The sequence below is a fragment of the Spartinivicinus ruber genome, from assembly GCF_011009015.1.
In the GTDB taxonomy this organism is placed as follows: domain Bacteria; phylum Pseudomonadota; class Gammaproteobacteria; order Pseudomonadales; family Zooshikellaceae; genus Spartinivicinus; species Spartinivicinus ruber.
In genome coordinates, this window is the sequence record NZ_CP048881.1 from 38,808 (window position 1) to 54,997 (window position 16,190).

20 protein-coding genes are annotated in these 16,190 nt (G+C 44.3%); 19 read left to right on the plus strand and 1 reads right to left on the minus strand.

What is annotated here, in order from left to right:
- Positions 1-230 precede the first annotated feature (230 nt).
- Positions 231-1,472 carry an MFS transporter gene (locus G4Y78_RS30345; RefSeq protein WP_163836965.1) on the plus strand — a complete coding sequence of 414 codons (1,242 nt, stop codon included), beginning with the start codon at positions 231-233 and terminating at the stop codon, positions 1,470-1,472.
- Positions 1,473-1,573: 101 nt separating this feature from the next.
- Here the strand turns inward: G4Y78_RS30345 and G4Y78_RS30350 are convergent, their stop codons facing one another.
- Positions 1,574-4,681 (minus strand): Tn3 family transposase, encoded by a 3,108-nt coding sequence (locus G4Y78_RS30350; RefSeq protein ID WP_163836108.1) that lies wholly within the window; start codon positions 4,679-4,681, stop codon positions 1,574-1,576.
- A gap of 190 nt (positions 4,682-4,871) precedes the next feature.
- On the opposite strand from G4Y78_RS30350, the gene G4Y78_RS30355 reads away from it, so the two are divergent.
- The 18 genes from G4Y78_RS30355 to G4Y78_RS30440 all read left to right on the plus strand — a co-directional run bounded on the left by G4Y78_RS30355 (position 4,872) and on the right by G4Y78_RS30440 (position 16,124).
- Positions 4,872-5,462, plus strand: a complete 591-nt coding sequence (locus G4Y78_RS30355; RefSeq protein ID WP_163836109.1) for a recombinase family protein — start codon at positions 4,872-4,874, stop codon at positions 5,460-5,462.
- 154 nt (positions 5,463-5,616) lie between these two features.
- Entirely contained in the window at positions 5,617-5,811 is a 195-nt protein-coding gene (locus G4Y78_RS30360; RefSeq protein WP_163836966.1) for a hypothetical protein, read from the plus strand.
- Positions 5,812-5,874: 63 nt separating this feature from the next.
- A complete protein-coding gene (locus G4Y78_RS30365; protein ID WP_329604991.1) occupies positions 5,875-6,891 on the plus strand; it encodes a major capsid protein in 1,017 nt (338 codons plus the stop codon).
- Positions 6,875-7,246, plus strand: coding sequence for a hypothetical protein (locus tag G4Y78_RS30370; protein ID WP_163836967.1), 372 nt, complete (start codon positions 6,875-6,877; stop codon positions 7,244-7,246). Before G4Y78_RS30365 ends, G4Y78_RS30370 begins: the two co-directional genes overlap by 17 nt.
- The gene (locus G4Y78_RS30375) at positions 7,221-7,817 is read left to right on the plus strand and encodes a phage tail protein (protein WP_163836968.1); all 597 of its coding nucleotides are present in this window, start codon (positions 7,221-7,223) and stop codon (positions 7,815-7,817) included. The genes G4Y78_RS30370 and G4Y78_RS30375 overlap by 26 nt, the downstream gene beginning before the upstream one ends.
- Positions 7,810-8,307 (plus strand): hypothetical protein, encoded by a 498-nt coding sequence (locus tag G4Y78_RS30380; RefSeq protein WP_163836969.1) that lies wholly within the window; start codon positions 7,810-7,812, stop codon positions 8,305-8,307. The genes G4Y78_RS30375 and G4Y78_RS30380 overlap by 8 nt, the downstream gene beginning before the upstream one ends.
- Positions 8,291-8,899, plus strand: a complete 609-nt coding sequence (locus tag G4Y78_RS30385) for a phage baseplate assembly protein V (RefSeq protein WP_163836970.1) — start codon at positions 8,291-8,293, stop codon at positions 8,897-8,899. Before G4Y78_RS30380 ends, G4Y78_RS30385 begins: the two co-directional genes overlap by 17 nt.
- The gene (locus G4Y78_RS30390; RefSeq protein ID WP_163836971.1) at positions 8,896-9,231 is read left to right on the plus strand and encodes a phage baseplate protein; all 336 of its coding nucleotides are present in this window, start codon (positions 8,896-8,898) and stop codon (positions 9,229-9,231) included. Before G4Y78_RS30385 ends, G4Y78_RS30390 begins: the two co-directional genes overlap by 4 nt.
- Positions 9,228-10,262, plus strand: coding sequence for a baseplate J/gp47 family protein (locus G4Y78_RS30395; protein ID WP_163836972.1), 1,035 nt, complete (start codon positions 9,228-9,230; stop codon positions 10,260-10,262). The genes G4Y78_RS30390 and G4Y78_RS30395 overlap by 4 nt, the downstream gene beginning before the upstream one ends.
- On the plus strand, positions 10,259-10,891 hold the full coding sequence (locus G4Y78_RS30400) for a phage tail protein I (protein WP_163836973.1): 633 nt from the start codon (positions 10,259-10,261) through the stop codon (positions 10,889-10,891). Before G4Y78_RS30395 ends, G4Y78_RS30400 begins: the two co-directional genes overlap by 4 nt.
- Positions 10,888-12,195 (plus strand): phage tail-collar fiber domain-containing protein, encoded by a 1,308-nt coding sequence (locus G4Y78_RS30405; RefSeq protein ID WP_163836974.1) that lies wholly within the window; start codon positions 10,888-10,890, stop codon positions 12,193-12,195. Before G4Y78_RS30400 ends, G4Y78_RS30405 begins: the two co-directional genes overlap by 4 nt.
- Positions 12,195-12,728, plus strand: coding sequence for a hypothetical protein (locus G4Y78_RS30410; protein ID WP_163836975.1), 534 nt, complete (start codon positions 12,195-12,197; stop codon positions 12,726-12,728). The genes G4Y78_RS30405 and G4Y78_RS30410 overlap by 1 nt, the downstream gene beginning before the upstream one ends.
- Positions 12,715-13,200: a hypothetical protein gene (locus G4Y78_RS30415; RefSeq protein ID WP_163836976.1), complete on the plus strand. Its 486-nt coding sequence runs from the start codon at positions 12,715-12,717 to the stop codon at positions 13,198-13,200. The genes G4Y78_RS30410 and G4Y78_RS30415 overlap by 14 nt, the downstream gene beginning before the upstream one ends.
- A 6-nt stretch (positions 13,201-13,206) precedes the next feature.
- Positions 13,207-13,698, plus strand: a complete 492-nt coding sequence (locus tag G4Y78_RS30420) for a hypothetical protein (protein WP_163836977.1) — start codon at positions 13,207-13,209, stop codon at positions 13,696-13,698.
- Complete coding sequence (locus G4Y78_RS30425) at positions 13,692-13,862, plus strand: hypothetical protein (protein WP_163836978.1); 171 nt, start codon at positions 13,692-13,694, stop codon at positions 13,860-13,862. The genes G4Y78_RS30420 and G4Y78_RS30425 overlap by 7 nt, the downstream gene beginning before the upstream one ends.
- Positions 13,862-15,031 (plus strand): phage tail sheath protein, encoded by a 1,170-nt coding sequence (locus G4Y78_RS30430; RefSeq protein WP_163836979.1) that lies wholly within the window; start codon positions 13,862-13,864, stop codon positions 15,029-15,031. Before G4Y78_RS30425 ends, G4Y78_RS30430 begins: the two co-directional genes overlap by 1 nt.
- A complete protein-coding gene (locus G4Y78_RS30435; RefSeq protein WP_163836980.1) occupies positions 15,028-15,537 on the plus strand; it encodes a phage major tail tube protein in 510 nt (169 codons plus the stop codon). Before G4Y78_RS30430 ends, G4Y78_RS30435 begins: the two co-directional genes overlap by 4 nt.
- Positions 15,537-16,124, plus strand: a complete 588-nt coding sequence (locus tag G4Y78_RS30440) for a hypothetical protein (protein ID WP_163836981.1) — start codon at positions 15,537-15,539, stop codon at positions 16,122-16,124. Before G4Y78_RS30435 ends, G4Y78_RS30440 begins: the two co-directional genes overlap by 1 nt.
- The last annotated feature ends 66 nt before the right edge of the window (positions 16,125-16,190 follow it).

A 16,190-nucleotide genomic window follows, 5' to 3' on the forward strand; every position in this document is an offset into this window, starting at 1 on the left:
AAACCAAAAGTAAGACACCTGATTTTTGTATTGTGCAATACAATTAAAAGGCTCTAGAACAAGGGTTACAGAATTAAATATTTTTTATAAAAAGGTTTGACAGCTTTATTTATAATATTAGAATGTGAACTTGATCTAGATTTGTATAGACAGGATTTCCGTTGGCTACAGAACCTTGTTAATGAATAGATCAAAAATAGTTTTTTAGGATTCTGGAGTAAAATAACGAAATGGTTTCGTGGTCTAAACGGATTGGTATAGTTACTGGCAATACATTTGAATACTATGATATAGCTGTATTCGCCGCAATTTCCACTTACATAGCAGCTAACTTTTTCCCTGGTGATACAAAAAACTCATTGTTATTTGTATGGGGAATATTTGCGTTGCGGTTCCTTATGAGGCCAGTTGGCGGCTTAGTCATGGGGAGGTATGCAGATAAATACGGCAGAAAACCAGCCCTGATTTTAACTAGTGCAATCATTGGAACAGCGACAATAACACTTGCTTTATTGCCCACATACAACGAAATAGGGCTGTTAGCGCCATGTATATTACTGCTATTACAAATGATGCAATCTTTTTGTTTTGGTGGAGAATACCCGGTTGTTATTAGTTACTTAATTGATAACGCAGAAGAAAAAGAACGGTCTAAAGTATCGGCACTTATCGTTGCTAGTAGCATGATGGGTGTGATTTTATCGCTTATAATAACATTCATTCTAGAATATTCGTTAACAAATGAGCAGATGACAGCTTGGGGCTGGCGAATTCCGTTAATGCTAGGTGTATTCAATATTATTTTTAGTTTTTATTTTAAATTAAAATTGACTGATAAATTGCCTGCAACTACAAGCCAGCAACAGCATAGATTTGATATTAGCTCTATTACTAAAGTATTTCTCGTTGCCATTCCTGCAGGGATTACGTTTTATGTAAATGCTGTTTCGTCAAATACCGTTATCAATGCCTTTACAGATGATAGTGCAGTAAAAACGCTGTTTTCATTGCTCAGCAATACAATGTTAGTAGTACTGTTTTTATTAGCTGGCTGGCTAATTGATCGGTACTCAACAGCAGAGAAAGCGATGACAGCAGGCATTTACAGTCTGATACTGTTTTCAGCCCCCTTATACATGCTATTAGACAGCACAAATTTGGTTATTTTGGTCATGGCAAAACTGTGTATTTTGGGTATTTCTGCAATCATTTTAGCACCAACATGTGCGGTAATTTTTGAGCAAACAACCGCTGCTAATAGAACAACCTCAATAGCGCTTGGCTACAATGTAGCTCTGTCTATATTTGGTGGTTTGACACCATTAGCTATTACTGCACTTTCAAGCTACGACGCTATTTATACAGGTCTGGTATTAGGTGCGACTGGTCTAACGTATGTAATAGCTATCAAGGGAATGAGTGCTAACTTTGACGAAAAAATCAAAAGTAGCGAGAATATGGCTCTTAACTAAAAACACTAGTAAGCCTACCTGTTTAACAAGTAGGCTTTAGGTCTTGTTATAGGGGTCCTGTGGAAGAACCCTCGAAAATGACGAGTGCATGGGATAATTGATTAAAGTTCGAGTAATAACTGAGCTTCTTTACTGTCTTCTGATATATTCAAGTCTGATTGACTGTCTCTCCAAAAGAGCTGTTTTACATGCTTCTCCAGAATCTGCGCCATAGCCTCCACGTCAATTTTTCCGTTACTTTTCTTAAAGCTATAACGGCCTGTAAATAGCATGTGCGTCCAAGCAATGGGCGATACTCGGATAAATTCATCAATAGCCTTTTGAGACGCACCATTGGCTAACATTTTCTCATGCACTGAGTTCAGGATCATGCTGTTATATGCAATGATGCAATTGGCAACTAGCCTAGCAGCATGGGCACTGATGCGATTTTCGACAATTTTTTTGCCTTGGAATACGCCTTTGTAGGTTTTTCTGATGTTGTTTTGTAGCTGATGATAAGCTTCAGTTCGGTTTCTTGCGGTTCGAATTGCTTTTCGGAGTTGCATGTCATCAATCAGGTTAAGCACATGGATACTCTTAAAAATAGTGTTATATTCAAACAGTGCGGCTTTTAACCTGGCGTAGCGTGAATGGGAGTTGAGCTTTCGAATGATATTGCTTTGGGTGTTTTCTTGCATTATCAGGGACAATAATACCCGCATCACACCCCGCCGTTGAGAACGAATGCGTTCAACGTTAATAACTCCTTTAGGCTTGATAACGCTAGTATCGTAATCTAAGGGTTGAGCAGCATATAAATTGTCAGCAGCTTCCCGTACATTTTTAATACTAGGGACATAATCTACATCAATAGAGTCCAGCGCTACAAAGTTCAGCTTGTTTAGTGAGTGGTTGTCACCAGTCACCATGTGAATATCAATATCAGTTTTATTGTTGTATATCATGTCGTAAAGTGAGTGGCCTTCATACTCATTCAAACCGATGTTTTTTGCATTCACAGCAACGTAATTAGCGATCAGTGTATAGAGGGATATACCTCGACCTTTACCTAGGTATTTTCTGGAATAGCGTGATTGAATAGTGCTATCAGTAGTCATAAATTTTTGCCCATCAGCGTCAGCCAGCACCTTTTCATCCATTAAATTCCACTGTTTAAAAATCGGCAGCAAATGAATGTAGTTACTGACAATATCATTAGCTGCACACAGTGTATCGATACGAATAAAATCCTCCCGAGTTGATCGCAACTGATTAAGCTCTAAGTCTGACATGTCCGCCATTTTTAAAGCACCAAACCCAAAGGCTTCCGATAATAAGCAAGCGTTTATTGCCTGAGGCAGTGGTTTTTTCCGCTTGGCATAGCGGTCTTTCATGTGGGTAAATCCGTTCCACATACCAATTCGATCGCCAATGAACATCACGATATTGGCTATTTCAGCTTTGGGAAGGTTTTTGAAGAATGCATCGTCCAGCTTCTCAGTGCTGTCATGTAGTAGGCTCCAGTGTTGCAACCCAGTTTTGGTTTCCCTAATGCTAAATCCAGGATTATTATTTTCTTGGATATTGCAGGTAGTTCGCTCCCAAGCATCATTGAGTTCTTGAAGTACATCATCAAGTCGTTGATCGCAATAAATTGGTATTTTGAGATAGCCAAAATCTGCAGCGATCTTTTCTACGTTGTCTACCAGCTTGTCATCAATTAAGTCATTATCGATATCGCAATAGGAAATACTGTCATTGCAGTATAATCTGCCCCGATCAATTTCATGATAAATTTTCTGGTAAATAAAAAATTCGAAGAGGTATGGATCAATATGGGTATCGGTTGGCTTTCGCTTCAAGTATTTAACCATGCTCTTCGGCACAGTAAATCCAAGATCATCGTAAATCTTCAAGTCTGATGGGCTTTTCCCTCTGGCGTAATGTGATTTCAACACGTCAATCAACCCGCCAATATAGCTGTTGTCTTTGTAGTATTCGAACGTCACTGTCGTGAAAATAGGGCGAAGGTACAGTGAAAAAAGCCGAGATGATTTAGCGTAGTATTCCCATAAAGCAGCTTTTTTATCGAAGGATTTGCCATCCAGAAATTCGGCCAAAGCCGAAAATTGCTCTTTGGGTAAGATACTGTAGGCCACCTCATTTAACTCTTCTTGAGTCATACTCGAACTTCGAGCTGGAAACCACTTCAGGAATTTAGCCAGTTTTGGAAAATTAGTGACGATACTAGAGCTGTGTTCCATTTGAGCTATCGAAGCGTAGGCTTTACCTGCATCCATGATCGCTCGGGTATGATAGTTAAAACTAACTATCAGGTTGTCTATTATTTGCTGATAACGGTGAAAAGCAAAACAGAGGGTGTGCAACCACTGCTGAGGTTGACTCAGCCTTCTTAATCGAGACGCTGTGTATTGCTCAGCAATATCAGCATAATAACGAACCGCATTTTTTGATAGATTTAGTAAAGGAATAAATCTTTTGGCAAAGGTATACAGTTTCTCGATGCGCAAGGCTTTGTCCACTTCTGTTTTGACTGCTGTGTATTGAAAGTCCTTTTGATCAGCGCGGATAATGTTAAGTGTAGTAATACCATCATCCCGATAAATCAGGTCAGCAAGCTGATTACTCATTGACGTAGGTATTGATGCAATGATGGTATTTAATCGATTTTCCTCATCAGAAAATGCTCGACTGAAAATATCCTGAAGTGTCGTATAGGAAGGTATAATAATTTTTTGGTGATCAAAGTAGGCTAATAGCTGGCGGAAGGCACTATGCCCTTTAGGATAGTAATGCAGTAAATCACCAACATGAGCTTGTATTTCAGGTGTAAAATCCGATGTCCAATTGCGATAGCTGAATAAATAAAGAATCGCCTGGCGTTGAATTCGAACATAGTCACGAGAAATACGCCCAGTGAACATTTTCGAGACTGGTCTACTGTAATAGGTGTTTACGATAAACTGGACATCGTTTTTGACTTCATCAAAGGTGAAATTGAAGAATTGCTGTTTAGCTTTGAAATACCCTAGTTGAAGTATAAAATATACACATGTTTTTGTGTTGGCATACTGGGCCAACACTTGTTTCTCTGACTCACTTAGTGAAAAATATAACTTTTGTTCATGCGTATTAAATATTGGCCGTACATAAAGCTCTTCGACTTCCGAGCGGGATAACAGGTGGATGCGTTTAGTGTCTTCCATCACAAGTAACTATTTTACTCCTACCCACAAGGGCCACTGGTACTTTAGCTGAAGCTGTCGGGAAACAGTTGTTTTCCGGTCGGCACAACATTTAGAAAAAAATTACTCTTTTTGTATGCTAAGAAATGTACGGAAAACCCTGTCGATATCATATACTATACGGAAATCATAAACTATGGGTTTTCCGCATATGCTTGTAGGCTACATGCGCGTATCATCTGACTCTGATCGCCAAAACACTGATCTACAACGCGATGCGTTGCTGGCGGCTGGCGTAGATGAGCGGTTTCTGTTCGAAGACCATGCTTCTGGTGTTAAAGATGATCGACCTGGGTTATCAAAAGCCCTGGCATTTGTAAATCCTGGCGATGTACTGATCGTTTGGAAGCTTGACCGGCTTGGTCGATCGTTGTCGCACCTCTTGACTATCATTAACACGTTACAAGAGCGAAAGGTCTCCTTTCGTTCTTTGACTGAGGGAATGGATACCACCACGGCATCTGGTGAGTTGCTATTCCAAGTGTTTGGCGCACTGGCACAGTACGAGCGCAGCTTGATACGCGAGCGTGTCATTGCTGGTTTGGCGGCAGCTAAGCGGCGTGGACGTGTCGGCGGGCGACCACTGGCTATCACAGGAGAAAAACTAGAGGCCATTATTACTGCTCTAGATAGTGGTATGTCCAAGGCAGCTGTCTGTAGAAACTTCGGCGTTAAGCGGACTACGCTCATCGATACGCTTGCCCGTGTCGGTTGGCCAGACAACAATGGTTCAAAAAAGTGAATACCAAACCCTTTTGTCTGACTTAGGCTACAGGAAATAATTCGAGGGTTTACTGCCGAGCTGTCATTACCAGTCTGTACGCTAAATTTTACTGCATCCTAAGATTATTATTTACTAACTCGTCATTTTCGAGGGTTCTTCCACTGGCCCCCTAGTGAATGCACAAGGCGCGTTTGTGAAGGTCGATGGTTCGGAAGACCCCATCGGCGTAGTCGTAGGGCCGCGTACTATTTTAGATACCTATGCCATTGTGATTAAAAAAGGGCTGGCGTTTCCCAAAGGGATGAGTGCAGCCAATCAGGAAAAAATGATTGAAAAACTCTACAAGCAGGGGATTAAAACCATTTAATTATTTTCCTGCCTTTTCCCCTTCAATCATTACATTATTTTTTACTATTGGATTTATTATTTTATGTTTCAAATGAATAACCCATTTGACGACCCGTCGTTTAGTATGGCATCAATGACGGCGGCGATTAACTTATTGCCGTCAATGCCTTCCCGCGCCGGAGCATTTTTTACCAAAACCAAGCCAGTAAGCACCCGCACTATTTTGGTAGAAGAAAGAAGCGGTGTATTAGAGTTGCTACAAACGCAAGAACTAGGCTCAACCAGCCAAACCCGGCGCCCTGGCAAGCGCAAAATCAGGAGCTTTGTGATTCCGCATATTCCGTTGGATACCAGCATTACCGCCGCTGATTATCAAGGGCTGCGCGGATTTGGTACGAATCGACTGCAAGCCTTATCGCAATTAGTCACCGAAAACCTGCAAGGCCACCGTGATAGCCATGAAATTACAAAACAGTATTTGTGTATGGGGGCGCTTAAAGGACAAATTCTAGATGGTGATGGTACCTTGCTGTATGACTTATTCCGCGAGTTTGGTATTCAAAAGAAAATCATTCACTTTGCATTAGACAACAAAGACACCAGCGTACCCGCTAAGTGTCGTGAGCTAAAGCGGTATTTAGAGCAAACGCTAATGGGTGAAAGCATGTCTAAGGTACAGGTGGAGATTAGCCCTGAATTTTTTGAAAAACTGATTGCCCATGCGTCAGTAAAAGAAATTTACTTAAACCATGCGGCGGCTGTCACTAAATTAGGGGGCGATCCTCGCGATAACTTCCCTATTGGTGGTGTCACTTTCCGAGAAAATACCGAGCAGGCGTTACGTAAAGATGGTTCCGTGTATCGGTTTATTGATGAGGAAAAAGGGCTAGCTATTCCAGTTGGCACCCGAAATACGTTTTTCATGGCCTATGCGCCCGCTGACTTTAATGAAACTGCTAATACATTAGGCAAGCCTTACTATGCCAAAATGGCGCCCCGTAAATACAACCGAGGCATGGACTTACACTCACAATGTAACCCGCTGCCTATGTGTGCACGCCCTGGCATTTTGGTAGAAGTCGATGCAGGAGCAGGCTAACGCTTTTAAGGTGTTGCTAGAAATGTGGGGGGTAACAGCCCATTACACAACACCTGACAACCAGCACGGCACTATACGGGTGTTTTGGCATGAGGCAGACATCACCCAAACCCCAACCCGAAAAAATGCCAATGCTCAATTGATTAACCAACAAAGCTGTATTTATGCAGCAGTCGATGCATTAGCCCCATTGCCCGCTGGCACTCTGATTACCCTCAAAAACACCACCTATCGAATGCAGCAACCGATTAAAACCCGATGCATTGCCATGGCACCGATTGTTTTTAATAGCAAGGAGGCGCCAGCGAATGATTTTGGTAATTTTTTAAATGAGCGGATTTACTCTACAAATTGATTTAAGAGAATCAACAGGCCAATTAATTAACAACCTGGCATTCACTGAAGACATGATCAACCAAGCGGTTAGGCGAGCGCTTAAACGCACAGGCGTGTGGTTTCGGACTCACACCAAACGAGCCATAGGCCGCGAGTTGGGTATTGCACAGAAGGCGTTAAACCGCCGTTACCGTGTCACCGTTAGCCGAAATAAACCCACTTTATCCATTTGGGTCGGGGTATTGGCCATTGCCGCCCATAAGACAGGTGACCCACGACAGAACGCGGCAGGGGTACAGGTGCAAGAACAATACGATGGGGCCTTTGCGGCCAATATGTTTGGTAATGGCGAGCGGGTTTATATCCGCACCGCTGTTAATGCCGAGCAAGGCCACGTCACCGTCGCTAAAACCGGCCAAAAACTGGTTAATCAAAACCGCGTCCACCGCCACCGCTTCCCGGTTGAAGTGGTAGGAATGGAAATTAGTGATAGTAGTCTGGCTATTTTGGAGCGTTACGAAAAGCTGGTAAACAAACGTTATAAACGTTTTTTGCAGCACGAAATTAATTACATTATTAATTATGCCTAAAACAATTAATCAAATTTCTGATTTTTATTATGCTGTCGTGGAGGGATTAAAACCGCATTTACATGAAGCCATAAAAATCGAAAACTTTTTTGAATTTGGTGAGGCGGCTATTCATACGCATCAATTAATGGTGTTTGTGGAATTAGCCGAAATTAACCCAGCCCCACCTTCACCCGATGGCCGACATGGGCAGCAAGTCGGTGTCATACTCCATTGTTTTGCTAGCCAGGCATTACCCCATGCCAATGTCAAAGCGATGGATTTAGCCTCAGCCATTGAGCGTGTCTTATCTAATCCTAATCCCTGGCACTTAACACCTGTCGTATTGCCACCTGAGCAAGTCGTGTGTGAGCCGGGCTTTTTTAAGCCCGGTAGTCAAGGGTTTGAGTCTTGGCAAATTGCTTTTACACAGACGGTGTATTTAGGTGAACCGGACCCGGTGTTTTTCGATCATCACTACCCGGAGGCGACTAATGTTCGGATTCAATAGCCAGCATGACGCGATTAACGGGCTGTTAGATGAAGCAGAAGACATCAAGCGCCGTTTAAATGGCGTGGTGCAAATCGGTGTGGTTGAAGTGGTGGAACCGGCGAAAGCACAAGTCAAAGTGCGCCATGGTGACAACCTGACACCCCTTGTGCCGTGGATAACCCTGGCAGCCGGTGGGGTAAAAGTCTATCGCTGCCCCAGCGTGGGCGAGCAATGCTTGTTGTTGAATTTTGGTGGTGGTGACAATGGCTCGATGACAGTGGCGCTGCCAGGTGTCTTTAGCCAGGCCAACCCACAACCGACAACGGACCCAGACGCCCACACAGTCCTGTATCCCAACGGTAGCCGCATTACTTACCATCATGGCCAAGACCGGCTCAGCATCGAGCAGACGGCGGGAGAGGTCTATATAAAATCACCCACCAAAATCACCTTAGATACCCCCTTACTGCATTGTACTGGCGATATTAAAGCCGATGGCGACATTATGGACCACACCAACAGTATGCAGGGGGATCGGGATATTTATAACAGCCATACACACGATGTGTCGGGCCACAGTAAAGCCGTACCGACGGGAGAAACCCAGTGATAGGCATTGATCGAGTCACAGGCAAGACAATTACAGGTGAAACCCAACTCATTAGTCGTATTCAACAAGTGATTACCACACCGATTGGTGGGCGATTAAAACGCCGTGCGTTTGGTTCCCGAGTGCCGGAATTAATGGGGCAATTACAAACCCCGCAAAATGCCATGCTGGCACAAATGTATATTCTGGAAGCCCTCAAAAATCCGGCGAATGATGTACAAGACTTTACGCCTAAGCGTTGCCAGGTGATGGCGGGTGAACAGGGGTTTATTGCCGTATTAACCGGACAATGGGAGGAAAAAAATACAACGTTAGAAGTAGTAATTGAATGATTATTCCTGGTCAAAATCAGCTGTCATTACCTGAAGCACTGCAAGTGCCGGACTATGAACAGCTGCTAACGCAATTAAAACAAACAACTATTCGCGAAGTGGCTAAACAAGATAAAACCCAGGCGGATGCTTTAGCCGTCACCTTTGAAAATAACGCTGAAATTCTCACCAAAATGCTACAAAGTCAGGTGTATGTGTTACAGCAACACATTCGCCATATAAACGCCCAAGCCATCCAAATGTTTGCTATGTATGCGACAGGGGATAATTTGGATTTGGTGGCCAGTCAATTGGGATTAGAACGCCAGGTCATTGAGCCAGGTGATTCTGAAGCCTTTCCGCCCAAGCCCCCCGTCATGGAAAATGACGAATCATTAAGGCTACGCTATTTTTTAGCCCCTTATGCGTTCTCAACCGCTGGGCCACAAAAGGCGTATGTTTATCACGGCTTAACGCTGGGCGAGCAACCGGAAATCAGTGTTAAAAAACGTTCGGATACCGAATTAATTTTACATTATCAATTTCCACGCAATGGTTTGTCTGCCCAGGTGAAAGATGCCACGGCGATTAATCCCGAGCCGGGCAAAGTGACCGTCACGCTGTTAGCTTATGACCAAGCCAAATTAGAAAACACCACCGCCGCCGATAAGCGGGAAGCGTTGCAAACTCAACTGGATGAACTCAAGACAGCCGCTGTTCATTATTTTAATCGTGAGGACATCACGCCAACGACGGATCATGTGACCGTACAGCTGGCGGAGCTAGTGCCGTATGACATTGAGGCGGTTTGTTATATCTACAAAGGGCCAGACGCCAAAATTACCCAGCAACAAGCCGAAGCCGCTTTACAAGATTATGCAGAAACGCAATTGCGGTTAGCGGCGATTATCGATATAGGCCAGATATACCACGCCTTACACGAAGTCGGCGCCAGCCGTGTGGATCTCAATCAACCCATTGAACGGCTCATCACCGCCCCACATCAAGCGCCGGTGTGCCGTTCGATCAATGTACAAGTTAAAACCATGTGAGCATTAAACACTACAGTACCTTACCTGATAATCAATCAGCCTTAGAACGTGCTTTAGAATTAGGCTTTCAGCAACTGCTAGACGACATTACCAGCCCTTATCCCAACCTAAAAAATCCAGTTAATACCCCCGAGCATTTGTTGCCACACTTAGCCCAAGAGCGGGGCGTATCTGAATGGAAAACCACCGCCCCAGTGGCTGAGAAGCGGCGAACCGTGGCGGATATGTGGCCGATACGACGCCAGGCGGGTACTACCCAGGCGATTAAACAAGCCGTCAGTAGCTTAGGTTATGAGTGTAGTGTGTTGCCCTGGTATCAAAGCGACAGTGAACCATACACCTTTGATTTACTGGTATCGCTGGAAAAAAAAGGGTTGTCGCAAGATGTTGAGCAGCGGATAACTGACCGGCTGATTGATGCGGCCAGTCTTCGCGATAATTATCAAATTAATTACTCGCAACCTGTCGAAATTGGCATGAAAAAAGGGGGCGCACTGGAAACATGGGAAGCCATTAAAGTGCAGCCGTATCAGCCTAATCAATTAAGCACGATCCATAAAACCTGTTATGCCGTTGGGTTTGCCCAACTGGAAAAAATTACTTTATTTATTAGACACCCTGAAGAATGAGCGAATATTTAACAGCCATTACTAAAACGGGCTTAGCCAAAGAAGCAAAAGCCCGACGAGATAATACCAAAATTAAATTAGTCGATTTTGCCATCGGTGATGGTGAATTACCGACGGATATTGCCGCACTGGAACAGCGAACGGAGTTAGTGAATCAGCAATATCGCGCCAAAATTAATGGCGTCCATATTGACCCGGAAGCGCCTGAAACCATCCGAATTAATGCATTAATTCCCCATGAGGTGGGCGGCTGGTTTATTCGGGAGTGTGGCATTTATGATTCCGACGGGGATTTATACGCCATCGCCAATGTACCACCGACCTATAAAAATGGGCCTGATTCGGGCGCTAAAAAAGAAATTGGCTTAAACGTGTATATTGCGACGGCCAACACCCAGCAAATTGATTTAACCATTGATCCCGATTCAGTCATTGCCACCCGTGAAATGCTGGTGGTGAGCCTGAAACAACATAAAGCCGAAGATGACCCACACCCGCAGTATGTGCAGCAAAGCCAGTTAGGCAAAGCGCCGGGTGACGTGTCGGTGGTGGGGGATTTTGGATTAGGCCAGCTGGAAAATAAAACGGCGGCTAACGTAGATGAGTTAATCACCTTTGGCTTTTATCGTATCGATCAGGCAGCAGGCACATTGCCTACCGGGATTGGCGTGGGCTCAGAAATGGCCACGTTTTATGTGGAGGTACTGCCCCAGGGCGACCAGCATGTTATGCAACGGTTGCAGCATACTAGCACGACAAGAACCTTTGAGCGGCGCCGTGTGAATGGTGAGTGGTTAGCCTGGCGGGAAGTGGTGTTTGTTGACGCCATGCAAAAAGCTTTTTCCAACCACGAAGCCGAGCCAGACCCGCACCCGCAGTATATTCAAAAAACCGGCGGTAATTTTACCGGCGAAATTAATGTGTTAGATAATGCGGTTTATCACGAAGGCCACAAACCCAGTTGGGAAGAAGTGACCGATAAACCGGCTGATTACCCACCCGCTACACATAACCATGATGATGTGTATTTTAAGCTGGATCACCGCACGAAATCGGTGTGGGTCGATGTGACTTCAATTGGTCAAACCGGGGATATTTACACGGCCTTGAACTGGGCTAAAACCATTCACCCAGACGATACCTTTCAAGATAACGACCACATGATTGTGTTGTATTCCAATCAACACGCCAGGGGTACAGGTAATGGTACGCATTACTGGAATACCCGTCATATGGTGACCTTTTTACGCAGTCGTAGCGGCTGGCATTTATTAGCGAATCAACCAGGACGGGAGCCTGCCTAATGAACGTGATTTTAATTTTTAATAAGTTTACTGATGCCTATTTAGGTTTAACCTACGCCGGGGATGGCATGAGTGTTACCCCTGAAACCTGTAACCAAGAACATTTTAAATATAAGGTGGTAGATTTAGACCCAGACACTGAAGTATGGGAGGGTAACTATCACACGGGTAAAGTGGTTAAAAGAGCAAATCGAAAGATTATTATTACCGAAGATGAATTAAATATTGATTGCCAGACTAAAGTCTTTCGAAAATATCGATATTACCAGCAATTTAATATTTTATATGACGTGATCGACGCATTAATTGCAGCGAGTAATGTTGATGAAAGTCAGCTGACAAAGTACCGGGAAATGCGCGAGTATTTAACCCGGATTCGAGACAATAACGACCGTTACAAAGCCGCTTATCAGGCCGTTGATGGGTATGAGTATTGGGATAAAGCCAGGGAAAGAGAAGAGTTAAATAAACAGCTTGAGGGCGGCCTACATGAAATGATTGGCCGTGACAATAACACCCATGGTCTCATCTAAAACTTATCTTCCAGCAGATAAAGTCAATAGTTTGCGTGACTTGATCACGCAAATAGATCAAGCCTACTGGCGGGATCGCTCAACCCATAAGCCGAACCTTGGGATAGACGGCAGTATAGGCCGTTATTACTCCTGTGGTCATATTTCATGCCCTGAACCCATTCGAAAAAAAATTGATGCCATTGCACCCGCGTTAGCGCCCTATGAACTGGAAGACTGGGCAATCAACTGGATGCCAAAAGGCGGTTTTATTCCGCCGCATATCGACAATGAGGGCTACCTGGCTTTTGCTGTTTTGTCACTACAGTCTGACAGTGGCGCGTTTATTTGGTATCGAGACAACCAATTAACCCAGCCAGTTGAGATTCCAGACCAAGCCGGGCAGTTAATAACCCTTGATAACATCACAACGATTCATTCTGTCGCTACCGCATTAACAGACCGTTATACCCTGATTTTTTTATACAAATAATTATTCATGACAACCATTATTCCTAATTTACTGACAAAGGCGCAGTGTTCTGCCCTGTTGCTTGCCGCTAAAAAAGAACTCGCCCGATTTACTAAAAGCGAAGGGGTTTATCGGCGCATAGGCCAAAACGGTACAAAAGCGTTATCAACTTACCGCACCTTAAAATATTGGCAGTTTTCGCCAGAACTAAAGCAGCTATTTAATGAGTCATTACCCGACACTGTCACCTCGCAGTTTAATGAGGCGTGGTTTTTATATTTTCCCAAGCAAGGGTTTTTAGACGAATACCAGTCAGGTAAGCGGCTATTTAATTGCTTATCCATCCCATTAAACAGTGGTGGCACATTTGTGATTGATGCCGTTGAGCACACCAATAACACAGGTGATGGCTATTTATTTTCGTTAGCCGATCAACATCAGGTGCCAGAGACGACACAAGCCGACCTCTACCTTTGCTTTTTATTTTCCAACCATATTCAGGTGGCTAATTCATGTTGAAAAAATACCGCGTCAATGCGCCATTCCCCTGGCGTAAAGGGTGGACCATGGCGAATGAAACCCTGGATTTATCCGACTGTGAAGCACAACAGTTGTTAAGAACCGGGCGCATTGAGCCAGCTAATCAGAAAAAAAAGTCACGAAAAACTGAGGATAATCATTAATGCCAAAAATAAATCAATTTGAACATAATGGCATTTCCATTGTAGTGAATGAGCCACCACCACCCATGGGCTTGCCCAGTAAGCAGGTGGTAGGGTGGGTTGTCACAGCACCCGACAAACACGCGGATGTGCCATTTAATACGCCGATCCGCATTGCCAGCCATAAAGATGCCCGGCTGTTAGATACGACAGGCGATGAACGGGGGACCGGCTTTCATGCGGTCTCTGAAACCCTTAAACGTACCCAAGTAGTGCAGTATGTTGTGGTGGTGCCAGAAGTGGAAGAAGACGCCACCGCCACCATGAATAATATTATTGGGGGGATTCACCCCGATACTGGACAGGCGACGGGTATTGCCGCCCTGGCGCTTTGCCCGGAAACTCCAACCCTGATTGCGGCACCCGGTTACAGCCAAAACAAGCCGGTAATTGATGCGTTGGTGTCACTGGCCGTGCAATCGTGGGCCATTGTGGTGGCTGACTGTACCAGCACCACCCGCCCCGAGGCGTTAACGCTTTCGGAGTCATTAGGTGGCGAGGGTAATGGTTATGAGCGGGTTTATCTGGTTGAACCTTCCGCCAAAATCTACAGTAAAAAAGCCAAAGGGTATATTTATGTACCGGCCAGCACCATGGCGATGGGGGCTATTGCTGCCGTTAATCAATGGGAATCCCCCGATAATCAGGGCGTGCGTATCAGTGATGTGATGCGACCGATTAGCTACAACATTTTAGATAAAACCTCAGAAGGGGATTTACTCAACGCCTACGGTATATCGTACTTTGCGCGTACCTCACTGGGCGGCTTTTCAGTCAAGGGCAACCGGGCGGTAACGGGTAAATTTATCAGTCATGTGGGATTAGAAAACGTCATTGCACGCAAAATTATTGCGGCCAGTGAGCGGGCCATGGGGAAAAACTTAACCCGTGAATTTATGGAAGCGGAACTGGAAAAACTCAATGATTTTTTAAGTAACCTGGCGGCGAGTAATATTATTCCTGGCGGCAACGCTTACCTGCATCCTGAATTAAATAACGTGGAAAATTACCGCAATGGTTCCTGGTTTATTGTGCTGGAATATGGGCGTTTCTCACCAAACGAGCACATGACCTTTCACTTCAACCCATCGAAAAAAATATTAGAAGAGTTTTTAGGTGACATTGTATGAAGCAATACCAACGCGCATTAAGAAGCCGAAACGCGCAATTTAATGGCGTACCGATCTTTTTTAAATTAGAAGAATTTAGCCCGCCTGCGATCAAGAAAACCACCGAAGAGGTACGGGGTGGGCGACTGATGGCGGATAAAATCATGACTGGCTTTGAGGCCATGGAATGGACCGTCAAGCTTGCTGGGGCAGGCATTGAGGAGCTGAACGCCTACGGGGTGCATAATGATGAACCCTTTACATTAAGCGTGTGGGAGTCCTACAGCGACGAGCACAACAACGCCTTTAAAATAGAATACATCATCCGTGGCCAAATCTTAGAGGTTGAGCAGGAAGGTGTCACCATGGGCAGTAAACCCAGCCATACCGTAAAAGGCTCAGCCCGGTATTTTAAACAAACCGAAAATAATCAAACCATTTACGAAATTGATATTAATCGCGGTATTTACGATTTAGGCAAAGGCAATATCAACGCGATTCATAACCAACACGTTAACCTGAATTAATGAATAAAAAACAGATGACCACTCACACGTTTACACCCAACACAATTAAAATCCATTGGCCTTTAGCAAGAGAAGGGCAAGCCCCCCTTGCTGAAATATCCCTAAAATTGCCGGTTTATCATGACTTTTTAACCCTGGAACAAACCCAAAAACTCGAAGGGATCGACCTGGAAATTGCTTATTTGGAGCGACTCACCGGGCTGAAGGAAGCGGAAATACTTGAATTAAAAGCCCCGGATTACCGGGTATTAAGCGAACGGCTTGCGGATTATTTGCAAAAGAAAAGTGATTTTTTTATTTCCATTGATCCAGATAGCTACGAGAATATTCCACTATTAAAGCCGCTGGGACCGATGACCCATGTATCGGCTACGATCCCCACCGCCAGGGCCTGGAAGCTGATCATGCAACACCAGGCGGATACGGATAAAGCTAATAAATTAGCGGTAGGTGCCTGTTTTGCCTTATCCAATGAGCAAATGGAACAACTTTCCTTACCTGATTGGTTTTTACTGTTAGAGCGGGCCACGGATTTTTTTACCAAAACCAGCGATTATTTTTCAGCAAAAAAGATTTTCGCAAATTAAGAACCGTTATCCCACCGATTTACCATATATCACCCAATGAGTTAGATGATTACGGCCTTGATGAGC

Excerpts from the sequence above, each read along its gene's own strand:
- G4Y78_RS30355 (WP_163836109.1), top strand. The coding sequence starts at position 4,872 with ATGCTTGTAGGCTACATGCGCGTATCATCTGACTCTGATCGCCAAAAC.
- G4Y78_RS30435 (WP_163836980.1), top strand. The coding sequence starts at position 15,028 with ATGAAGCAATACCAACGCGCATTAAGAAGCCGAAACGCGCAATTTAAT.
- G4Y78_RS30415 (WP_163836976.1), top strand. The coding sequence starts at position 12,715 with ATGGTCTCATCTAAAACTTATCTTCCAGCAGATAAAGTCAATAGTTTG.
- G4Y78_RS30410 (WP_163836975.1), top strand. The coding sequence starts at position 12,195 with ATGAACGTGATTTTAATTTTTAATAAGTTTACTGATGCCTATTTAGGT.
- G4Y78_RS30385 (WP_163836970.1), top strand. The coding sequence starts at position 8,291 with ATGTTCGGATTCAATAGCCAGCATGACGCGATTAACGGGCTGTTAGAT.
- G4Y78_RS30405 (WP_163836974.1), top strand. The coding sequence starts at position 10,888 with ATGAGCGAATATTTAACAGCCATTACTAAAACGGGCTTAGCCAAAGAA.
- G4Y78_RS30350 (WP_163836108.1), bottom strand. The coding sequence starts at position 4,681 with ATGGAAGACACTAAACGCATCCACCTGTTATCCCGCTCGGAAGTCGAA.
- G4Y78_RS30425 (WP_163836978.1), top strand. The coding sequence starts at position 13,692 with ATGTTGAAAAAATACCGCGTCAATGCGCCATTCCCCTGGCGTAAAGGG.
- G4Y78_RS30430 (WP_163836979.1), top strand. The coding sequence starts at position 13,862 with ATGCCAAAAATAAATCAATTTGAACATAATGGCATTTCCATTGTAGTG.
- G4Y78_RS30440 (WP_163836981.1), top strand. The coding sequence starts at position 15,537 with ATGAATAAAAAACAGATGACCACTCACACGTTTACACCCAACACAATT.
- G4Y78_RS30365 (WP_329604991.1), top strand. The coding sequence starts at position 5,875 with ATGTTTCAAATGAATAACCCATTTGACGACCCGTCGTTTAGTATGGCA.
- G4Y78_RS30420 (WP_163836977.1), top strand. The coding sequence starts at position 13,207 with ATGACAACCATTATTCCTAATTTACTGACAAAGGCGCAGTGTTCTGCC.
- G4Y78_RS30380 (WP_163836969.1), top strand. The coding sequence starts at position 7,810 with ATGCCTAAAACAATTAATCAAATTTCTGATTTTTATTATGCTGTCGTG.
- G4Y78_RS30395 (WP_163836972.1), top strand. The coding sequence starts at position 9,228 with ATGATTATTCCTGGTCAAAATCAGCTGTCATTACCTGAAGCACTGCAA.
- G4Y78_RS30375 (WP_163836968.1), top strand. The coding sequence starts at position 7,221 with ATGAGCGGATTTACTCTACAAATTGATTTAAGAGAATCAACAGGCCAA.
- G4Y78_RS30370 (WP_163836967.1), top strand. The coding sequence starts at position 6,875 with ATGCAGGAGCAGGCTAACGCTTTTAAGGTGTTGCTAGAAATGTGGGGG.
- G4Y78_RS30345 (WP_163836965.1), top strand. The coding sequence starts at position 231 with ATGGTTTCGTGGTCTAAACGGATTGGTATAGTTACTGGCAATACATTT.